The 20592-nt window shown below is 64.1% G+C and carries 19 protein-coding genes; 13 read left to right on the forward strand and 6 right to left on the reverse strand.

Translation table 11 applies throughout. The features are described 5' to 3' along the window. The first annotated feature begins 39 nt into the window (after positions 1-39). On the forward strand, positions 40-2673 hold the full coding sequence (gene pepN / locus H1D44_RS10010) for an aminopeptidase N (RefSeq protein ID WP_181514710.1): 2634 nt from the start codon (positions 40-42) through the stop codon (positions 2671-2673). A gap of 81 nt (positions 2674-2754) precedes the next feature. Here pepN and H1D44_RS10015 read toward each other — a convergent pair whose 3' ends face one another. The 4 genes from H1D44_RS10015 to H1D44_RS21240 are packed head-to-tail and all read right to left on the reverse strand — an operon-like array spanning position 2755 to position 5314. Continuing rightward, entirely contained in the window at positions 2755-3042 is a 288-nt protein-coding gene (locus tag H1D44_RS10015; protein WP_181514711.1) for a hypothetical protein, read from the reverse strand. A 16-nt stretch (positions 3043-3058) separates the two neighbouring features. Then, entirely contained in the window at positions 3059-3445 is a 387-nt protein-coding gene (locus tag H1D44_RS10020) for a CBS domain-containing protein (RefSeq protein ID WP_181514712.1), read from the reverse strand. 13 nt (positions 3446-3458) lie between these two features. Then, complete coding sequence (locus tag H1D44_RS10025) at positions 3459-3821, reverse strand: P-II family nitrogen regulator (protein WP_181514713.1); 363 nt, start codon at positions 3819-3821, stop codon at positions 3459-3461. After that, a complete protein-coding gene (locus tag H1D44_RS21240; protein WP_338073457.1) occupies positions 3818-5314 on the reverse strand; it encodes a DUF1538 domain-containing protein in 1497 nt (498 codons plus the stop codon). The genes H1D44_RS10025 and H1D44_RS21240 overlap by 4 nt, the downstream gene beginning before the upstream one ends. A 194-nt stretch (positions 5315-5508) precedes the next feature. Here H1D44_RS21240 and H1D44_RS10035 point away from each other — a divergent pair, with 194 nt between their 5' ends. The 3 genes from H1D44_RS10035 to H1D44_RS10045 all read left to right on the forward strand — a co-directional run bounded on the left by H1D44_RS10035 (position 5509) and on the right by H1D44_RS10045 (position 8882). Continuing rightward, positions 5509-6105 carry a LemA family protein gene (locus H1D44_RS10035; protein ID WP_181514715.1) on the forward strand — a complete coding sequence of 199 codons (597 nt, stop codon included), beginning with the start codon at positions 5509-5511 and terminating at the stop codon, positions 6103-6105. Between the two features lie 11 nt (positions 6106-6116). After that, positions 6117-8030, forward strand: coding sequence for a M48 family metallopeptidase (locus H1D44_RS10040; protein ID WP_181514716.1), 1914 nt, complete (start codon positions 6117-6119; stop codon positions 8028-8030). A 150-nt stretch (positions 8031-8180) separates the two neighbouring features. After that, the gene (locus H1D44_RS10045) at positions 8181-8882 is read left to right on the forward strand and encodes a hypothetical protein (protein ID WP_181514717.1); all 702 of its coding nucleotides are present in this window, start codon (positions 8181-8183) and stop codon (positions 8880-8882) included. A 105-nt stretch (positions 8883-8987) separates the two neighbouring features. Here H1D44_RS10045 and H1D44_RS10050 read toward each other — a convergent pair whose 3' ends face one another. After that, the gene (locus H1D44_RS10050) at positions 8988-9194 is read right to left on the reverse strand and encodes a cold-shock protein (RefSeq protein ID WP_181514718.1); all 207 of its coding nucleotides are present in this window, start codon (positions 9192-9194) and stop codon (positions 8988-8990) included. A gap of 327 nt (positions 9195-9521) precedes the next feature. Between H1D44_RS10050 and H1D44_RS10055 the strand changes: the two genes are divergently transcribed. Next, positions 9522-10163, forward strand: a complete 642-nt coding sequence (locus tag H1D44_RS10055; RefSeq protein ID WP_181514719.1) for a LysE family translocator — start codon at positions 9522-9524, stop codon at positions 10161-10163. A gap of 14 nt (positions 10164-10177) precedes the next feature. On the opposite strand, the gene H1D44_RS10060 is transcribed toward H1D44_RS10055, so the two are convergent. After that, entirely contained in the window at positions 10178-12130 is a 1953-nt protein-coding gene (locus tag H1D44_RS10060) for a transglycosylase SLT domain-containing protein (protein ID WP_181514720.1), read from the reverse strand. 184 nt (positions 12131-12314) lie between these two features. Between H1D44_RS10060 and H1D44_RS10065 the strand changes: the two genes are divergently transcribed. From H1D44_RS10065 to H1D44_RS10100, 8 genes are all read left to right on the forward strand, one after another. Continuing rightward, positions 12315-12836, forward strand: a complete 522-nt coding sequence (locus H1D44_RS10065) for a hotdog fold thioesterase (RefSeq protein WP_181514721.1) — start codon at positions 12315-12317, stop codon at positions 12834-12836. Further along, positions 12829-13299 carry a PaaI family thioesterase gene (locus H1D44_RS10070; RefSeq protein ID WP_181514722.1) on the forward strand — a complete coding sequence of 157 codons (471 nt, stop codon included), beginning with the start codon at positions 12829-12831 and terminating at the stop codon, positions 13297-13299. The genes H1D44_RS10065 and H1D44_RS10070 overlap by 8 nt, the downstream gene beginning before the upstream one ends. 92 nt (positions 13300-13391) lie before the next feature. Beyond that, complete coding sequence (gene htpG / locus H1D44_RS10075; RefSeq protein ID WP_181514723.1) at positions 13392-15296, forward strand: molecular chaperone HtpG; 1905 nt, start codon at positions 13392-13394, stop codon at positions 15294-15296. A gap of 261 nt (positions 15297-15557) precedes the next feature. Next, positions 15558-17129, forward strand: coding sequence for a Re/Si-specific NAD(P)(+) transhydrogenase subunit alpha (locus H1D44_RS10080; protein WP_181514724.1), 1572 nt, complete (start codon positions 15558-15560; stop codon positions 17127-17129). Positions 17130-17148: 19 nt separating this feature from the next. Further along, on the forward strand, positions 17149-18591 hold the full coding sequence (locus H1D44_RS10085; protein ID WP_181514725.1) for an NAD(P)(+) transhydrogenase (Re/Si-specific) subunit beta: 1443 nt from the start codon (positions 17149-17151) through the stop codon (positions 18589-18591). Between the two features lie 127 nt (positions 18592-18718). Then, positions 18719-19792 (forward strand): NAD(P)H-dependent glycerol-3-phosphate dehydrogenase, encoded by a 1074-nt coding sequence (locus H1D44_RS10090; protein WP_181514726.1) that lies wholly within the window; start codon positions 18719-18721, stop codon positions 19790-19792. Beyond that, positions 19789-20262, forward strand: coding sequence for a phosphohistidine phosphatase SixA (gene sixA / locus H1D44_RS10095; protein ID WP_181514727.1), 474 nt, complete (start codon positions 19789-19791; stop codon positions 20260-20262). Before H1D44_RS10090 ends, sixA begins: the two co-directional genes overlap by 4 nt. A gap of 13 nt (positions 20263-20275) precedes the next feature. Further along, positions 20276-20584: an antibiotic biosynthesis monooxygenase family protein gene (locus H1D44_RS10100; RefSeq protein ID WP_181514728.1), complete on the forward strand. Its 309-nt coding sequence runs from the start codon at positions 20276-20278 to the stop codon at positions 20582-20584. Positions 20585-20592: the final 8 nt, after the last annotated feature.

Consider the following 20592-nt stretch of genomic DNA (forward strand, 5'->3'; position numbering starts at 1 on the left):
AACCGTACAATGCTCTCAACCATGGACAGGAGCATTTTGATGTCTGAACCCAAGCCGACCTACCGCCACGACTACCGGCCTCCGGCCTATCGTGTCGCCCACGTCGACCTCACCTTCGAGCTGGACCCTGCTGCCACCCGGGTCAAGGCAAGCCTGCAGATGGAGCGTCATCCCGAGTGCAAGGAGGGAGAACCGCTCAGGCTGGACGGCGAGCAGCTGATCCTCAAGCACATCGCCATCGATGGCCAGGCGCTGGAAAGCGACGAATACACGCTCGACGATGACGGTTTGAGCGTGCGCCAGCCGCCCGCCAGGTTTCGCCTGGATACCGAGGTCGAGATCGCGCCGTGTGACAACACGGCGCTCGAGGGTCTCTATCTTTCCAGCGGCATGTACTGCACCCAGTGCGAAGCCGAAGGCTTTCGCCGGATCACCTATTACCCGGATCGTCCTGATGTGATGGCCACCTACTCCACCACGGTGATCGGCGACAAGGCGGGCCAGCCGGTGTTGCTCTCCAACGGCAACCCGGTGAAGCGGGGCGAGCTGCCGGACGGCCGTCATTTCGTGACCTGGAACGACCCCTTCCCCAAGCCCAGCTACCTCTTTGCCCTCGTCGCCGGCGATTTGAAGAAGGTGGAGGATCGTTTCACGACCATGAGCGGGCGCGAGGTCACGCTGCAGATCTGGGTCGAGGAGGAGAACCTGGGCAAGACCGACCACGCCATGGCCTCGCTCAAGCGCGCCATGAAGTGGGACGAAGAAACCTATGGCCGCGAGTACGACCTCGACCTGTTCATGATCGTGGCGGTCAACGACTTCAACATGGGGGCGATGGAGAACAAGGGGCTCAACCTCTTCAACTCGGCGGCAGTGCTGACACACCCGGATACCGCCACCGATGCCGCCTTCCAGCGGGTCGAGGGTATTGTCGCCCATGAGTACTTTCACAACTGGTCGGGCAACCGGGTCACCTGTCGCGACTGGTTCCAGCTGTCGCTCAAGGAAGGTTTCACCGTTTTTCGCGACCAGTGCTTCTCGGCCGACGTCAATTCGGCGGCGGTCAAGCGTATCGAGGACGTGGCCTTCTTCCGCACCGCTCAGTTTGCCGAGGATGCCGGCCCTACGGCACACCCGGTGCGCCCCGATCACTACATCGAGATCACCAACTTCTATACCCTGACCATCTACGAGAAGGGCGCGGAAGTGGTGCGCATGCTCTACAACCTGATGGGGGAGGAGGCCTTCCGCCGCGGCAGCGACCGCTACTTCGAGCGCTTCGACGGCCAGGCGGTGACCATCGAGGACTTTGTCGACTGCATGGCCGAGGCCTCGGGCCAGGACCTCACCCAGTTCATGCGCTGGTACTCCCAGGCTGGCACCCCCGAGATCGATGCCTATGGCGAGTATGATTACGCCAATGCGGAATATCATCTCACCCTGCGGCAGCGGACGCCCGCTACGCCCGACCAGCCTGAAAAGGCGCCTCAGCATATCCCGGTGCGCATGGGCCTGGTGGGCACGAAATCCGGTCGCGACCTGGGCCTGAGCCTGGAGGGCGAGTCACTCGGCAGTGACGGTGTGATCCACCTGCGTGAGGCAGAGCAGACCTTCGTCTTCACCGATGTTCCTGAGGCACCGGTACCCTCGCTGCTGCGCGGTTTCTCGGCGCCAGTACAGCTGCGCTTCCCCTATAGCCGTGAAGACCTGGCTTTCCTGCTGGCCAACGACTCGGATGGCTTCAACCGCTGGGATGCCGGGCAACGGCTGGCGATGCTGGCGCTGGACGATCTCATCGCCGCTCATCGCAACGGCGTCGAGAAAGTCATGGATCCACGCGTGGTGGACGCTTTCCGCTCCCTGCTGGAGCGAGGCGGTGACGACAAGGCAGTCCTGGCGGAGATGTTGACCCTGCCCTCCGAGGCCTACATCGCCGAGCAGCAGCCGCTGGTGGACGTCGAGGCGATTCATGCCGCGCGCACCTTCGTCAAGCAGTCGCTGGCCGCGACGCTTCGCGACGATTTCCTGCGCCTCTATCAGGAGAACGAAAGCGACGAGCCCTACGCGCCGCAACCCGAGCAGATCGCCCGCCGCAGCCTCAAGAACGTGGCGCTTGGCTACTTGATGGCCGTCGAGGACGAGGAAGGTGTCGAACTCGCACGTCGCCAGTTTGAAGCCGATCACAACATGACCGACGTGCGCCAGGCGCTCACGTTGCTCACCCACAGCAGCCGCGATGACCTGGCGGCCCCGGCCCTGCGCAGCTTCGGCGAGAAGTGGGCCCACGACTCGCTGGTGATGGACCAGTGGTTCGCCATTCAGGTCACCCGGCCGCAGACTGACGCGCTGGATCGCGTCAGGCATCTGATGGCTCACCCGGCCTTCTCGCTGAAGAATCCCAACAAGGTGCGTGCCTTGGTCGGCACCTTTGTCAACCAGAACCGCATCAATTTCCATCGTGCCGACGGCGAGGGTTATCGACTGCTGGCCGACGTGGTGATCGAACTCAACCGGCTCAATCCCGAGATCGCCTCGCGCCTGGTCACGCCGCTGACCCGCTGGCAGCGTTTCGACGAGCCCCGCCAGGAACTGATGAGGGCTGAACTCGAACGTATCCGGGCCGAGAAACTTTCGCCGAATGTATACGAGGTGATCGAAAAAGCCCTTGCTTGAGGGAAGGAAAGGCGGAAATTCCGCCTTTCCTGGTATCGAGTAGTGCCGCCCTACGGGGCGGCACATGGTTTTGGGCTGGGCTTAATAGATGAGCCAGCTCAGCACCGTAACCCCCAGCAGCGCCCAGATCAGGGTGGCCACTAGCCGTCGACGCAGCAGGGCGCGCAGGGCGAGGTAGAGCAGCCACAGCCCTAGCAGCAGTACGGCCAGGCTGATCAGGGTGGGTGGGATGCCCAGCGCCGAGGCTAGGCCATCGAAGAAGCCCCGGGCGGAGGCGCCCAGGTCGCGGAAAAAGATGACGAGCAGGTCGACCACGAAGCGAATGATCTCGCCCAGTGTCTCGCCCAGCCAGGTAAAGAACTCTTGCATGTCTGGTCCGGTCGGCTTACTCGATCATGTCGAGCACGGTCCCTACGATATCATCCATGGTGACCAGGCCTAGCAATTTGTTGTCTTCCAGCACCAGTACGCGCTTGACCACGCTGTCGGTCATCAGGCTGGCGACATGCCGAACGTCCAGCGACTCGCCCACGCCGATGGCGGGCTTGGCGCAGACGTCGTAGACGTTGATCAGGTCGATATCCCCGTTCTCGGCGACGATGGTCTTGAGGATATTGGTGTAGGTGATCAGCCCCCAGGCATCGTGGGGGTCCTGCTGCTCCACCACCAGGTTCTTTAGGTTGTGGCGCTTCATCAGGCTCAGCGCGTCGCGCAGGGTGGCGAAGGGGGATACCGTCACCACGTCGCGTTTCATGATGTCCTTGACCAGCATCTCGTTCTCTCCGTCAATCACTCGCTAAAACGTCTTGCCTGAGCCGCTCTTCGAAGCGCTTGACCTGTGCCATGTCGATACCGCCCAGATGTTCCACCGGCAGCGTCATCACCAGGCCGCGGGAGTCTTCACCCGAGGGGTTGAGAACCTGGCGAATGGTCTTGAGCACCTTGAGCGACAGGCCCTTCTCCAGGGTCAGCAGCATGATGCTCTGGCTGCCCTCATAGGTCAGGCCGAAGAAGGTCTTCTTGCGCTCGCCGCCGATGCCGCGTCCAGTCATCAGCGTCATGCCGACAGCGCCGGCTTGGGTGGCGGCATCGATGCACTCCTGTTCGAGCTCTTCGGGCACGATGGCGACCAACAGCGAAAACTTCATGTCTTCTTGCCTCCGAGGTGGGCCATTTTTTCCATGAGGATGGCATAGATCATTACGGTCACGATAGGGAAGATCGAAGCGAAGGCGATCAGCCCGAAGCCGTCGATCATGACGTTGCGGCCATCGATCTGACTGGCCAGGCCGATGCCCAGCGCGGTGACCAGCGGTACCGTCACTTCGGACGTGGTCACGCCCCCCAGATCGAAGGCCAGCGCCACGATGTAACGGGGAGCCAGCGCCGTGAGAAAGATCACCAGCAGGTAGCCGCCAATGATGTAGTAGTGAATCGAATCGCCGGTGATGATTCGGTGCACGCCGATGGTGATGCCGATGGCGACGCCCAGGGCGACCAGGATGCGGATGACGTTGCCCCGGATCTTGCCGGCAGCCGCCTCTTCGGCCTGCTGGCCGACGGCAATCAGCGCCGGCTCCGCCATGGTGGTGGCAAAGCCGATGCAGAAGGCGAACAGGTAGACCCAGATCCAGCTGTCGTAGGCGATCAGCTGCTCTGCCATACGCTCGCCGATGGGAAACAGGCCGAGCTTGAGGCCCACCACGAAGGCATAGAGGCCGACGATGACCAGGGCGAAGCCCACCCCGACCTTGAGCGGGCTGGCCAGAGATTGGCGCAGTACGGCGTACTGGAAGAACAGGATCACCAGGATGATCGGCAGCACGTCGCGCAGCATGCCGAACAGGTCGAGAATCATCGTCAGCCAGCCTGCAGGCATTGCCGTCTGCTCATCGGCCAGCAGCATCTCGCCGCCGTTGGCGATCTCGCCGGGGTCGGCGTAGACGATAATGCCGTAGAGTTGCACGCTGATCATCGGCACCATGACCGCCAGGGCCACCAGGCCGAAGCCATCGATCAGCGGGTTGCGCCCTCGGATCGAGGAGGCCAGGCCGATGCCGAGTGCGGCGATCAGCGGTACGGTGACGATATTGGTGGTCACGCCGCCGGAATCGTAGGCCAGTCCGACGATTTCTTCGGGGGCGAAGAAGGTCACCAGCACCACCAGCACGTAGCCGACGATCATGTACCAGTGCAGCGGGTGGCCGAGGATCACGCGAAAGACGCCGAGTGCCATCACCAGGCCCACTGAACTGGCCACGATCAGGCGCAGGGTCAAGGCATCGATGCGACCCTCGCTGATCATGGCCGCCTGGTCGGCTACCGCGATCAGGGCCGGCTCGGCCACCACGGCAGAGAAGCCGATGGCGAAGCCGAACAGCATCAGCAACGGCATGGAACCGCGCCGGGCAAACTGGTTGGCCAGGCGCTTGCCGACGGGGAAGATGCTCAGCTCGAGCCCTTGCAGGAACAGCGCCACCCCAACGGCGACGATGAGCAGACCTATCGCGATGCCAAGCCCACCCTCGGGCCACTCGCGCAGCAGCAGGGCCTGAAACGCTACCACGACCACGATGATCGGCAGCAGGTTGCGCAGGGCATGGCCTAGGGCGTGTAGAAAATCCTTGAGTTGCGCGACCAAGACCGACTCCCTGGCAATTCGCTGAGGCAAGAGACACCGTGACAGGTTCGTATCGCCAGCCATCGAAGCGGGCGGCTGGCCCGGGCGGCTGTCACACTATACCATCGGTCCAGAACATTGAGCAGGCGCTAATGCAGGCTCATGCATTGATGTATATCAAGCTCTGACCATTGGCGACGGGTGGGAGAAAGCGAGTGAACGTGACATTGATTGTTGTGCTGGTAGTGCTGGCCCTGCTGCTCATCTATGGCGCCAGCATCTACAACCGGCTGGTGGCCCTCAGGAACCGCTATCAGAATGCCTTTGCCCAGATCGAGGTGCAACTGAAGCGACGCTACGACCTGATCCCCAACCTGGTCGAGACCGCCAAGGCCTACATGGCCCACGAACGCGACACCCTGACTGCCGTGACCGAGGCGCGCAATGCCGCCATGGCTGGACTGGCCTCGGCGGCAGCCAGGCCGGGCGAGCCCGGCGCCATGGCCGAGCTGGCGGGGGCCGAGGGAGCACTTGGCGCCGCGCTGGGGCGGCTCAATGTGGTGATGGAGGCCTACCCCGACCTCAAGGCCTCGGACAACATGCGTCAGCTCTCCGAGACGCTGACCAGCACCGAGAATCGCGTCGCCTTTGCGCGCCAGGCCTTCAACGATGCGGTCATGCAGTACAACACCTACAAGCAGAGCTTTCCGCCGGTGCTGCTGGCGGGACCGTTGGGGCATCGTGAGGATGCAGCCCTGCTGGAATTCGACGACAGCGCCGAGATCCAGGCGGCGCCCAGCGTTCGCTTCTGACGAGGTCGGCCATGGACTTCTTCGGTGCCCAGGAGCAGGCGAGGCGATTGACCCTGTGGCTGATAATGCTGCTGGTCATCGCAGTTGCCGGCATGATCGCGGCTACCGTGGCGGTGGTGGCGCTGGCCCTGGTGCTGCTCGAAGGCGGCCAGCCAGGCGGCGTGGCGCTGGATCGAGTGCTTGATCCGATCCTGATCGCCGGCATTGCCCTGGGCGTGCTGCTGGTGGTCGGCATGGGCAGCCTGGCGCGGCATCGTCAGCTGCGTGCCGGCGGTTCGGCGGTCGCCGAGGCGCTGGGCGGTCGCGCCATCAATGCCGATACCCGTGACCCCGACGAGCGCAGGCTGCTCAACGTGGTGGAAGAGATGGCCATCGCCTCGGGGCTCCCCGTGCCGTCGGTCTACCTGCTCGATGAGCCCGGAATCAATGCCTTCGCCGCGGGACATGCCCCCCAGGATGCGGCCATCGGCGTGACGCAAGGGGCCATTCGCAGCCTTTCCCGCGACGAGCTGCAGGGGGTGATTGCGCACGAGTTCAGCCATGTGCTGCATGGTGACATGCGCCTCAACATGCGCTTGATCGCCCTGCTTTACGGCATCCTGGTCATTGGCCTTGTCGGGCGCATGCTGCTGCGAGCCACGGCCACCCGACGCATGGTGCGCGGCTCGCGCCAGAACAACGGCAAGGCCGTGCTGCTCGGTGCAGGTCTGGCCCTGATGCTGGTCGGTTTCGTCGGGACGCTGTGCGGCAACCTGATCAAGGCGGCGGTCAGTCGTCAGCGTGAGTTCCTCGCCGATGCCAGCGCGGTCCAGTACACCCGCAACCCCGAGGGGCTGGCCGGCGCGCTCAAGCGCGTGGCGGCCCACGCCCAAGGCTCCGAGCTGCGCTCGAGTCGCGCCGAGGAGTTCAGTCACCTTTACTTCAGTCGCGGCCTGCCCAGCCTGCGCGGGTTGACCGCCACCCATCCGCCCCTGGACACCCGTATCCGCCGCCTCGAGCCCGAGTGGGACGGCGAGCTGCCCGAGCCGCGTCGTGAAGGCGAGGCCGCCTCGCAGCCCGCCGAACCTGCTGACGAGCCGCCGGTGCAAGCGGCCCGAACGGCGGCGCTGGCCGGGGTTGCCGCCTCATCCGCCGCCTCGAACCTGAGCCAGCGGGTCGGTGAGCCGGGCAGTGATGATCTGGCTCAGGCACTCAGGACGCTGGAGGGTATCGATACCGCCTTGCTCGAGGCCGCCCATGACCCCTATGCCGCGCGTGCGCTGGTTTACGGCGTGCTCATGGGTGCCGACCCCGAAAGCCGGGCGTGCCAGCGCGAAGCGTTGGTGGAAGCGGCCTTGCCGGAAGTGATGGCCGAGTTGGATCGCCTCGAGGCGCCACTGGCGGAAATGGCGCCGGGGCAGCGGCTAGCGCTGATCGAGCTATGCTTGCCTGTGTTGAGGCAGCAGTCGGTGGCGCAATATGCGCGCTTTCATGACTGTCTTCAGCGGCTGATGGCGACAGAGCGAAATCCTGGCGCCCTGCAGTGGGCGCTGCATCGTCTGGTGATAGCGGGCAGCGCCGGCAAACCGCTTCGTGCGGGCCATCGCCTGGCCCTGGCTCAGGCGGATGCCGCGGTGGCACGTTTGCTTTCCAGTTTGGCCCTGGCAGGGAGTGGTGAGGCGTCAGAGGCGGGCGAGGCATTTCGCAAGGCGGCCGAGCAGCTGCCGCTGTCCACTCCCTTCGTCGCCCAGCCGGCAACGCCTGCGGAGCTGGACTGGGCGCTGGATCGCTGCGCTCGGCTGAGCGATCAAGAGCGGACCCGGCTTCTCCAGGCGATGGCCCAATGTTTCGCTCACGATGGTCAGGTATCGCCCCGGGAGGCTGAGCTTCTGCGCGCCGTGGCCTGGTCGCTGGGCTGCCCGCTGCCAGTCACGGCTCTGCATTGAGTTCGGCTCACGAAGTGCTGATTTGGGGATCGTTTTGCGCACACGCTGTCCAACCCATTACAGGGTAAATGTCCCGGCAGCTTGCAGAGGCTGCCGGGCTTTGCTGGAATAGGGGCCTTTTGCTGGTCTCATATGCATGGGAGAAAGCCGATGGCCAAAAGACTCTGGATTCCTGCCGCCGTGACATTGACGCTTGCCCTTGGGCTGGCGGGGTGCGGCGAGGATGCCGAAGAGGCTGACGCAACGGCCCAGCCCGACGAGACGATGACCGACGCCGAGCCTGAAGTCGAAGTGTCCCACGATGAGCCCGAGACACCGCCGCCCGCGGCGAGCGAGGAGGTGGACACCGAAGACGAGTCTCTTCCCGCCATTCCCGAAGAGGAGACCGAACTCGGAGCCGATGAAGAGATCGAAGCGGAGGCCGAGACCCTGGGGGAATCTCCCGTCGATGCGCTTGAAGAGGGGGGCGCCCTGCCGGGTGAGCCGACCAGTGCCGACATCGATGCCATTCTCGAGGATACCGAACGCCGCTTCGAGGAGGCGCAGCGCCAGATCGAGCAGAGCTTCGACGAGGTGGAGCAGAGTCCCCCCGCGCTGGAGCCGATGGAGAGTGATGACGAGCTCGACAGGGCGCTCGCTCCCGGCGAGGAGCCGGCCGCCGACGTCTCATCTGATATCGACCAGGAAGCGGAGCGCACGGGAGAAGTGACCCAGTCGGACATCGACGCCTGGCTCGAAGAGACGGAGCGCCGCTTCGAAGAGGCCCAGCGCCAGCTCGAGGAACAGTTCCAGGAAGCCGAGCGCAGCGAGCCTGGCAGCGGTGAAGCGCCGCAGTTCGAGATCGACGACTGAGACATGTGCGAAAAAGGCTCGCCTGGTTGGCGAGCCTTTCGTCTATCTGCCATGTCTTCCTTCGAAGGCATGGCACCGGGTCATCTCATTTCCGAGGTGATGGCCTCAGTTGGAAACCCGGATATTGGAGGCCTGAAGGCCTTTCTTGCCCTGGGTCACTTCGAAGGTAACCTTCTGACCGTCCTGCAGGGTCTTGAAGCCTTCAGCCTGAATCTCGGAGAAATGTGCGAAAAGGTCATCGCCGCCGTCGTCCGGAGAGATGAAGCCGTAGCCCTTGGTATCGTTGAACCACTTGACAGTGCCAGTTGCCATTGTCGATTTCCTTGCTTACTGATTGATCGTGCTGGGCACTCGGAATACCGAAGCCCGAAGTGCGTGGGCGCGAGACGAAAAGTGCGCTTCGGGTGCATCGAAAGCTCGACATACGACGGGACGACTTTCCACTTTCAGGCCTACGCAGCGAATGTTCCTGGCTGTTGTCCAGGCCATACGCTCAATTCACTGTAGATAGAAAATTTCCGAGCGTCCAGCGATTCCGTTACCCTACATTACCAACGTTGCATGCAATTCGGCGGGGTCTTTGAAGCCTCGCTACGCGCTACGGGAGGGCGCTCTCCCTTTCCCCAGGGGATAACTGACATGCTGGATGCACAATTCCTTTCCTTCCTGGTTGCGATCACGCTGCTTTCGATGAGTCCGGGAGTCGACACGCTGTTGGTCATTCGCAATACCGCACGCGGTGGCGTGCGGGATGGCGTGTTGACCAGCCTGGCCATCTGCTGTGGCCTGTTCGTTCATGCGACGATCTCTGCACTCGGCATCTCCGTGATCCTCCTGCAATCCGCCTGGGCGTTCAGCGTGCTCAAGCTGGCCGGGGCGGCCTACCTCATCTGGCTGGGTGTGAATGGACTCCTGGCCGCCCGGCGTGGCGCAGGCCTGCCGGTGACAGCTGTGGCGGGCGAGCTCCAGGCTGGCTCGACCTGGAGGCCAATCCGCGAGGGGCTGCTGTCCAATGTGCTCAACCCCAAGACCATCGTCTTCTACATGGCCTTTCTGCCCCAGTTCATCGCTCCGACCGACCCGGTACTGCTCAAGTCGCTGTGGCTTGCCGGGGTGCATTTCGTGATTGCCAACCTGTGGCAGGTCGCCATTGTCCTGATGGTGGGCAGCGCGGGACGCTGGCTTGGCAGCCGGCTGTTCGCCCGCGCACTGAACGGCATGACAGGAGCGGTACTGATCCTGCTGGGGATCAGGCTGGCGCTGGAGCGCCAGCCTGCCTGAGGCCAGGCGACGGTTCAGTTGCGTGCAAGCAGGGAGGCGTCATAGCGTACCGTCTTCTCGGACTGGCTCAGCATCGACACGCCCTCGCTGGTGCCGCCGTTGGCCAGGCTTTCGAAGATCACCCGATAGGCGAGAACCGCCTGGACGTAGTCGCGGGTCTCGCGAAAGGGGATCGACTCCACGAACAGGTCGAACTCTTCGGGGGCGTCACGCAGCCAGCGGTCCACTCGGCCTGGGCCGGCATTGTAGGCCGCCGCTGCAGCCAGGCGATTGCCTCGGTAGCGGTCGATCATGTCGCGAATGTAGGTGCTGCCCAGGCGAATGTTGAGCTCGGGATCGAGGATGCCGTATGGGCCGGGATCGCTGATGCCGAGTTGACGGCTGAGCAGCGTGGCGGTGCCCGGCATGATCTGCATCAGCCCACGAGCCCCCGCCGGGGAGAGGGCGTTGGGGTTATAGGCGCTCTCGCGCCGCGTGATGCCCATCAGCAGGTAGGGGTCCACCCCGGTCTGCTGGCCCCAGGAGAGGAAGTGGTCTCGGTAGGCTTCGGGAAAGCGCCAGTCGAGCGCATCCCACAGCTGTCCGGCGATGGTCGTCTGCACCAGCCGTGCATGCCAGCCGCGGTTAGCGGCATAGTCGGCCAGCGCCCTCTTTTCACGGGGCGAGGCGGTAGTCACGGCGTGCTGCCATTCGCTGTTGGCCAGCCCCTCCTCACCGATACGCTTCAGGGCCTCGGTACGTTGCACGGCTGGCCAGCGTGCTATCTCGTTCCGTGTGTCCTCATCGAAACGACTGCGTTCGAGATTGAGTGAGTAGGGCCGGCCGATGCGATCGGCGGCGGCGAAGGCAAAGAAGTTGCGCCCCTGGGCTGCCTTGGCATAGGCCACCTCGGCGAGCTCGTCGTCGCCGAGCTGTTCGTGAGCTCGCGCCTTCCAGTATTGCCAACGGCTCTCTTCGCGACTTTCTTGCGGTAGCTGCTCGAGCCAGGTCAGGGCACCGGACCAGTCGCGCTCGGCCAGGGCGTGGCGAATACGCAGCTCGAGCACGCGGGTCGTGCCGATGCGCGGGAGGGCCTCGTCGACCCAGGCCAGGTTTTGATCGATACCGCGCACCAGCGAATAGAACGCCAATTCTTCTTCGATGGCGTGCAGGTGGTCTTCCTCGATTGGCAGGTGCGCGGCGATCTTGCGCCACGCCTCGTAAGCGGCTTCGGTGTCGGCGCGGGTGAAGCCGTGCATGGCAGCGACAAACAGTGGCCCGCTGCCGCGGCACTCGGGGCCGATGCAGGTGGGTATGCGGGTGATGTCGGCATAGCTGTTCTGCAACTGCTCCACGGCGTCGCGGCCCTCCTGCCAGCGGCTGCCAAGCAGGCGCCCCAGAAAGCGAGTCAGTCCGGTCTCGCCCATCTGCCAGGCGAGCATCTTGCGTTCCCAGACGGCGAACTGATCGATTTCGCCACTGGAACGAAGGTTCTCGAAAAGGGTGTCGCAGGCCGAGGGCTGCGAGCTCCCCACGTGCCACAGCTCGCGTCCTCCCTCGGCTGCGGCCTGAGGGTCGCTATCCAGCAGTGCCGTGTAGTAGTAGCAGCGCCGCTCTGTACCGCTGGGCACGCCGTCGGCCACGGCGAGAAGGCTGCCGAAGCGCCCTGCTTCTCCGTAGCGACTGATCGCCTGGCCACGCATCCACTCTCCCAGAGGAGAGTCCGCATGACGCTCGATGAAATCCAGCACCTGGCTTGGCTCGGCTTGGGGCAGGCGGCTGCGCAGCTGGTGATACTCGACATACCCCTCGAGCACATGGCCGTCGATCTCGGCCGGGTCGATACGGTCCCACTGCTGATTGCGCGCGGCCTCGAGGGCCGAGCGCATGGCGCTGTCGCTGGGTTGGGCATGCGCGGTGAAAGAGAAACTCAGAGCGGCCGCAGCCAGCCAGCAGGCCGAACGGCGGAAAAATAAGAAATGGCGCATGTTTGACGGCCTCCACAAGGCGATGACGAACTCACTCTATCCTCGCCGATCAGGGCTGTCTTGAGTAGACCGTTGCGCCGTTTTCTCGCTCAGTCAACGTAACGGTCAACGCCATGGTGCTTGTGCCGCCGGCAGGCGCAAACTAGTCTGTCGAAACCAAATCAAACGCTTGTTAGGGGGGCGGGTGAAATCGAGCAAATCTTCCGGGAGCGGGCCCGCTGCAGCCGTCCGCAGCCCCGACGTGTGGCGAGCCGGCCTGGCTCGCTTCGTCAATGTGATTCCCCATACCCGTGAGCTTGGCCTGGAAGTCGAGGATGTCACGCCACCCCAGGTGCGTATGCGGTTGCCCTGGCGCGATACGCTGCTCGGTGACGTCGAGCGCGGCCTGGTGCATGGCGGTGTGCTGACCATGCTGCTGGATACCGTTTGCGGCTCGGCGGTGCTGTGCGGGCTGCCCGCGCCGGAGGTGTGTCCCACCCTCGACCTGCGGGTCGATCACTACCGCCCGGCCCTGGCCGGCCAGCCGATCATGGCCGAGGCCCGCGTGCTGCGCGTGACCGGCGCCATGGTTTTCACCGAAGGCACGCTGTGGCAGGACCCGCAGCGGCCGATTGCCCGCGGCATCGGCAACTTCGTCCGTCTCGGGGCGCGCAATACGCCGGCGGGCTTCGCCGAGGCGCTGTTCGGGGAGGACGACCATGCCTGAAGGATTTCATGACGTTGCCTGGCTTGCCAGGACGCGGGCCGAAGGGGACGTTGCCGCCTGGCTCGAACGCCTGCCCTATGCCCGTTATATCGGCGTTACGGCCAGCCCCGACAGCGGTGGCGATGGCCTGGTCTTTCGCCTTGAGCCCCACGAGCACAATATCGGCAATATCCTGCTGCCGGCACTGCATGGCGGCGTCGTGGCGGCCTTCATGGAAACCGCGGGCACGCTGGACCTCATGCTTTCGGCGCGTGAGCCGCGACTGCCGCGCATCGTCGACTTCTCCATTGATTACCTGCGTACGGCGCGGGTGGTGCCCACTTATGCTCGATGCCAGCTCTTGCGCGAGGGGCGCCGGTTGGCCAACGTCCAGGTCTCGGCGTGGCAGGAAGCGGAAGACCAGCCCGTGGCAACGGCCCGCCTGCATCTGGTGCTGGGCTCGCCGGAGCCTGACGACGCTTGAAAACCGACGAGTGGACCCCATATCGCTGAACAGTTCTGAAACGGCGGCGCAGCACGCGCCGCCGTGGGTTCAAGCCATGAGGTACGCTATCCATGTCCACGACCGCTCACGAGGAAACCCTCGGCTTCCAGACCGAGGTCAAGCAGCTGCTGCACCTGATGATCCACTCCCTGTATTCCAACCGGGAGATCTTCCTGCGCGAGCTGATTTCCAATGCCGCCGACGCCTGCGACAAGCTGCGCTATGCCGCACTCGACAACGATGCGCTCTACGAGGGCGACAGCGAGCTGCGCATCGAGATCGAGCATGACGAGAAAAGCGCTACCGTCACTGTGCGCGACAACGGTATCGGCATGAGCCGCGACGAAGTGATCAAGAACCTCGGTACCATCGCGCGCAGCGGAACCGCCGAGTTCCTCCAGCAGCTTTCCGGCGAGCAGCAGAAGGATGCACGCCTGATCGGCCAGTTCGGCGTAGGCTTCTACTCCAGCTTCATCGTCGCCGACGAGGTCACCGTGCGCACCCGCAAGGCGGGCAGTCCAAAGGGGGAAGGCGTCGAGTGGCACTCGAAGGGTGAGGGCGAGTTCAGCGTGGCCGATCTCGAGCGCGAGCTTCACGGTACCGAGATCGTCCTGCACCTGAAGCAGGACGCCAAGGAGTTTGCCGACGATTTCCGCCTGCAGAGCCTGGTGCGCAAGTACTCCGACCATATCGAAGTGCCGGTGCGCATGCCTCGGGTCGAGGCTGCCAAGGACGACGAGGGCAACGAAATCGAGGGCAGCGAGGTCACCACCTGGGAGACCGTCAACGAAGCCACCGCGCTGTGGGTTCGGCCCAAGAGCGAGATTTCCGACGACGAATACAAGGCGTTCTACAAGCATGTGGCCCATGATTTCAGCGATCCGCTGACCTGGAGCCACAACAAGGTCGAGGGCAAGCTGGAATACACCAGCCTGCTTTACGTCCCGGGGCGAGCGCCCTTCGACCTCTACGAGCGAGACGGCTCACGTGGCGTCAAGCTCTACGTCCAGCGCGTATTCATCATGGACGATGCCGAGCAGTTCCTGCCGCTCTACCTGCGTTTCATCAAGGGGGTGCTCGATACACGGGAGCTGTCGTTGAACGTTTCCCGCGAGCTGCTGCAGCAGGATCCCAAGGTCGACAAGATCAAGAGCGCGCTGACCAAGCGGGCGCTCGACATGCTCAAGAAGCTGGCCAAGGACCAGGAAGCCTACCAGAACTTCTGGAACACCTTCGGCAGCGTACTCAAGGAGGGCCCGGCGGAGGACTTCGCCAACCGCGAGAAGATCGCCGCCCTGCTGCGCTTCTCTACTACCCATACCGACAGCGCCACCCAGGACCAGTCGTTGGCCGACTATGTTTCGCGCATGAAGGAAGGGCAGGAGAAGATTTACTACATCGTCGCGGATGGCTTCAATGCCGCCAAGAGCAGCCCGCACCTGGAAATCTTCCGCAAGAAGGGTATCGAAGTCGTGCTGTTGCACGACCGCATCGACGAGTGGCTGATGAGCCATCTGCACGAGTTCGAGGGCAAGCGCTTCGTCGATGTGGCCAAGGGTGAGCTCGACCTCGGCGATATCGAGGGCGAAGAGGAGAAGAAGGCCCAGGAGGAGACCGCCAAGGCCAAGGAGGACCTGGTCAAGCGCGTCAAGGCTTCACTTGGCGATGCCGTCCAGGAGGTCAAGGTGACCCACCGGCTGACCGACTCCCCGGCCTGCGTGGTGCTGCCCGAGCATGAGATGGGCTACCAGATGCGCCGTATCATGGAAGCCGCCGGCCAGGCGATGCCGGAGGTCAAGCCGATCCTGGAACTCAATCCCTCCCATGCTCTGGTGGAGCGGCTCGAAGGCGTCGAGGGCGAACGCTTCGACGATCTGGCCCTGGTGCTGCTCGACCAGGCCATTATCGCTGAAGGCGGCCACCTCGACGACCCGGCGGCCTACGTGCGGCGCCTCAATGCGCTGTTGACCTCCTGATCCACGAAGGCCGCGTCAGCGCGGCCTTTGCGCCCTGCCATCAGGCCGCCCACGGGAGGCCTTTTGGTGACTCTCCTGTCGCTCCCTGCTTTCCCTTTACGTCAACGTCCTACCATTTTTCTTTCGTTATTTCAGCTCTCTACTGTGACGCGCGACTTTATTCAAACAGTCGTTTTATAGTTGTGCATTGCGGCATGGTCAGGTATGAATAGTTGGATTGCCTGACCTGAAAGTTCAATAACCATATAAGGGAGATCCAACGTGAAGATTGGTGCACCCAAGGAGCTCGCCAAAGGAGAAGCGCGTGTCGCGCTGACCCCCGACAGTGCGCAGCTCATCCAGAGGCTTGGACACGAATGCCTGATCGAAAGCGGTGCCGGCGTTGCCGCCGGTTTCGATGACGATGCCTACCGCAATGCCGGCGTCAGCGTGGTGGAGAGCGCCGAGGCGCTCTGGCGCGACGCCGAGATCGTGATCAAGGTGCGCGAGCCCAGCGAGGCGGAAGCCGAGCTGTTGCGCGAGGGCCAGACCCTGATCAGCTTCTTCTGGCCGGCCCAGAACGAGGCATTGATGGAACGCTGCCGTGGCAAGGGAGCGACCGTCGTCGCCATGGACATGGTGCCGCGTATCTCCCGTGCACAGAAGATGGATGCGCTCTCGTCCATGGCCAATATCGCCGGCTACCGGGCGGTGATCGAGGCAGGCAACCAGTTCGGGCGCTTCTTCACCGGCCAGGTCACCGCGGCGGGCAAGGTGCCCCCGGCCAAGGTGCTGGTGGTCGGTGCCGGCGTCGCCGGCCTGGCGGCCATCGGCACGGCGACCAGCCTGGGCGCGGTGGTGCGCGCCTTCGACGTGCGGCCCGAAGTGGCCGAGCAGATCGAGTCGATGGGCGCCGAATTCCTCTTCCTCGACTTCGAGGAGTCCCAGGACGGTGCCGGTACCGGCGGCTACGCGGCGCCCTCCAGTCCCGAATTCCGCGAGAAGCAGCTGGCGCTGTTCCGTGAACAGGCGCCGGAAGTCGATATCGTCATCACCACCGCCCTGATCCCCGGCCGCCCGGCGCCCAAGCTGTGGCTCGAGGACATGGTCAAGGCGATGAAGCCGGGCTCGGTGGTGATCGATCTTGCTGCCGAGAAGGGCGGCAACTGCGACCTGACCGTGCCGGAGCAGCGGATCGTCACCGACAATGGCGTGGTGGTGGTGGGCTACAGCGATTTCCCCTCGCGCATGGCCGCCCAGTCGTCGATGCTCTACGCCACCAACATTCGTCACATGCTCACCGATCTGACGCCGGAAAAAGATGGCGTGATCGTGCACGACATGGAAGACGACGTGATCCGTGGTGCCACCGTCACCCACAAGGGTGAGACCACCTTCCCGCCGCCGCCGCCCAAGGTCAAGGCGATCGCTGCGGCCAAGCCGAAGGAGAAGGTCAAGGAGCCGACGCCGGAGGAGAAACGGGCTGCTGAGCATGCCACCTTCGTGGAGCAGACCAAGCGCCAGGTCACCCTCTTGGGCATCGGCGGGGCGCTGATGCTGCTGCTTGGCCAGATTGCGCCGGCCTCGTTCATGCAGCACTTCATCGTTTTCGTGCTGGCCTGCTTCGTCGGTTTCCAGGTGATCTGGAATGTCAGCCACTCCCTGCACACACCATTGATGGCGGTCACCAATGCCATCTCCGGCATCATCATCCTGGGTGCCGTGCTGCAGATCGGTTCGGGTAACTGGATCGTGGTGCTGCTGGCGGCGATCTCGGTGCTGATCGCCACCATCAATATCGTGGGCGGCTTCCTGGTGACACGCCGGATGCTGGCCATGTTCCAGAAGTCCTGAGCCGCGGAGTGATAACCCTATGTTAGGTCAAGGTTTTGTATCCGCCGCGGCGATCGCGGCAAGCGTACTGTTCGTGCTCTCCCTAGGCGGGTTGAGCAACCAGGAGAAGGCCAAGCGGGCGGTGTGGTACGGCATCGTCGGCATGGGCGTGGCAGTGGTGTTCACCGCCTTCGGCCCGGGCATCGGCAACTACTGGCTGATGATCCCGATGATCGTGATCGGCTCGGTGATCGGCTGGAAGGTGGCCAAGCAGGTGGCCATGACCGAGATGCCGCAGCTGGTGGCGGCGCTGCACAGTTTCGTCGGCCTGGCGGCAGTGTTCGTGGCCTGGAACGCCGATCTCGAGCGGCGCCGGGTGCTGGCGGCCCAGGCGCTGGACGCTACCCATCAGGAGTTCTCCGCCTTCGCCGCCCTGGTGGCGACCAAGGCCCCCGACGAGCTCACCTTCCTGCAGCTGGAGGTGGTATTTGCCATCTTCATCGGCGCGGTGACCTTCACCGGCTCCGTGATCGCCTTCGGCAAGCTGGCCGGCAAGGTCGACGGCAAGCCGCACAAGCTGCCCGGCGGCCATATGCTCAATGCCGGGGCGGCCGTGGTCTGCCTGCTGCTGGCGATCCTCTACCTCAACGGCGCCGGTTTCTGGACCCTGCTGATTCTCGCCGCGCTGGCGTTCTTCATTGGCTGGCACCTGATCATGGGCATCGGCGGCGCCGACATGCCGGTGGTGGTGTCGATGCTCAACAGCTATTCCGGCTGGGCGGCGGCAGCCATCGGCTTCACGCTCTCCAACGACCTGCTGATCGTCACCGGTGCGCTGGTCGGTTCTTCCGGGGCGATTCTCTCCTACATCATGTGCAAGGCGATGAACCGCAACTTCGTCAGCGTGATCCTGGGCGGCTTCGGCGGCACCCAGGGGCCTGCCGCCGAGATCGAGGGCGAGCAGGTGGCCATCGATGCCGCGGGCGTTGCCAGCAGTCTCAACAACGCCGACAGCGTAGTGATCGTGCCGGGCTATGGCATGGCCGTGGCCCAGGCCCAGAACGCGGTAAGCGAGCTGGTGCGCAAGCTGCGCTCGGCCGGTAAGGAGGTGCGTTTCGCCATCCATCCGGTGGCCGGGCGTCTGCCGGGGCACATGAATGTGCTGCTGGCCGAGGCCCGAGTCCCCTACGACATCGTGCTGGAGATGGACGAAATCAACGACGATTTCCCCAAGACCGATGTGACCATCGTCATCGGCTCCAACGACATCGTCAATCCGGCGGCCCAGGACGACCCCAACAGCCCCATCGCCGGCATGCCGGTGCTGGAAGTTTGGAAGTCCACCGTGGTCTTTGTCTGCAAGCGTGGCCAGGGTACCGGCTACTCCGGCATCGAGAACCCGCTGTTCTACAAGGACAACACGCGGATGTTCTACGGCGATGCGCGGGAGAGCATCGATTCCCTGCTGTCACTGCTCGACTGAGGCTGGCTCGGGGCGGAGTGAGTGCCGCCCCATTTCCGGCGCATGCAAGCAATGCCCCCGCAAGGGGGCATTCTTCGTTACACTCATGACGATTCCTATTGGATAACGAGCGATTTACGGGGCAGACATGTCAGACGATCCCATGCGGGTAGCAGTCCTGGGTGGCGGCAGTTTCGGTACCGCGCTGGCGAGCATCGCCGCCGACAACGGGAACAGGGTATGCCAGTGGCTGCGCGACCCGGAGCTGGCTGCCCAGATCAACCGGGAGCATCGCAATTCACGCTACCTGCCGGACTACGCCATCAATCCGGCGGTGCGCGCTTCCAGCGACATGCGCGAAGTGCTCGAGGGCGCCGAGCTGGTGCTGGTGGCGATCCCATCCAAGGCCTTCCGCGACGTGGTGCGCCAGGCGCTGCCCTGGCTCAACGCCGATCAGATTCTGGTCAGCACTACCAAGGGTATCCAGGAGGAGGGCTTCAAGCTGATGAGCCAGATCCTCGAGGAGGAGACTGGCTTTACCCACATCGGTGTGATCTCGGGGCCCAACCTGGCCACCGAGATCGCCCAGAAGCAGCTTACCGCTACCGTGGTGGCCAGCGACGACGCCCTGACCCGAACCCGCGTTCAGCAGGCGCTGAGCTGCGACTACTTTCGCGTCTACGCCAGCAACGACCGCTACGGCGTGGAGCTGGGTGGCTCGCTCAAGAACATCTATGCCATCGCCGCCGGTATGGCCGCAGCGCTGGGCATGGGCGAGAACACCCGCAGCATGCTGATGACCCGGGCGCTTGCCGAGATGGGGCGTTTCGCCGTGAGCCTGGGCGCCAATCCCATGACCTTCCTGGGGCTTGCCGGAGTGGGCGATCTGATCGTCACCTGCTCGTCGCAGCTGTCGCGCAACTATCGCGTGGGGTTCGCCCTGGGCCAGGGCAAGAGCCTCGACGAAGCGGTCGAGGCCCTGGGTCAGGTGGCCGAAGGCGTCAATACGATACGCCTGGTGCGTGACAAGGCGCGGGCGGAGGGGGTCTACATGCCCCTGGCCGAGGGGCTCTATCAGGTCCTCTTCGAAGGCGTGCCGGCGCGCGAGATGGCGCGCATGCTGATGCTCGGCGAACAGAGCAGCGATGTGGAGTTCGTGCTGTCGCGAGAGGCCGTGCAGCAGGCGCATCGCCGCGTCGAGGCGGGCGAGGGTAAATCATGAGCTCACGCCTCTTCATCATGCGCCACGGTGAGGCCGGCCCGGGCTACCCGGACAGCGAGCGCGAGTTGACCGCCCGCGGCCACGCCGAGGCCGAGCGAGTGTCGACCTGGCTCGCCCAGCAGCCGCTTCAAGGGGGGCTGCTCTTCACCAGCCCCTATCGGCGCGCCCGGCAGACCGCGGCGCACCTGGCCGAGGCGCTGCAGCTCGAGCCCATGGAGCATGCGGCCATTACGCCCGATGATGCACCGGCGGCGGTGTGCGACTGGTTGCTCGACATGAGCGCGAACCGGCCCATCGTGCTGGTCAGCCATATGCCGCTGGTGGGCCTGCTTACCGGGCTGCTGGTGGAAGGCCGCGTCGACCGCGGTCTTGGTTTCCCCACGGCTGGCGTGGCGGAGCTCGAAGGCGAGGTGTGGGCGGCGGGGTGCGCCCGGCTGCTACGCTTCATTGGGCCCCACGACATCAGCTGACAGGGATATCACCATGAGCTTCATCGTCAACAACCGCGTCGTCGTCATGCCAGGCCATGAGGACACCTTCGAAGCGCGCTTCCGGGCCCGGGCTGGCGAGATAGACAAGCAGCCCGGCTTCGTCGCCATGCGCGTGCTGCGCCCGCTGGGCAACCAGGCCCCCTATGTGGTCGAAACCGAGTGGGAGAGCCAGGAGGCTTTTCGTGCCTGGGTCGGTAGCGAGGACTTCAAGCGCGCCCACGCCAACCCCATGCCCAAGGAGGCGGTGGGCGAGGGCGGCGGGCTGGAGCAGTTCGAGGTCATCATCCGCACCGATACCTAGGCAGCTTC

The organism is Billgrantia kenyensis (assembly GCF_013697085.1).
Taxonomy (GTDB): domain Bacteria; phylum Pseudomonadota; class Gammaproteobacteria; order Pseudomonadales; family Halomonadaceae; genus Halomonas; species Halomonas kenyensis.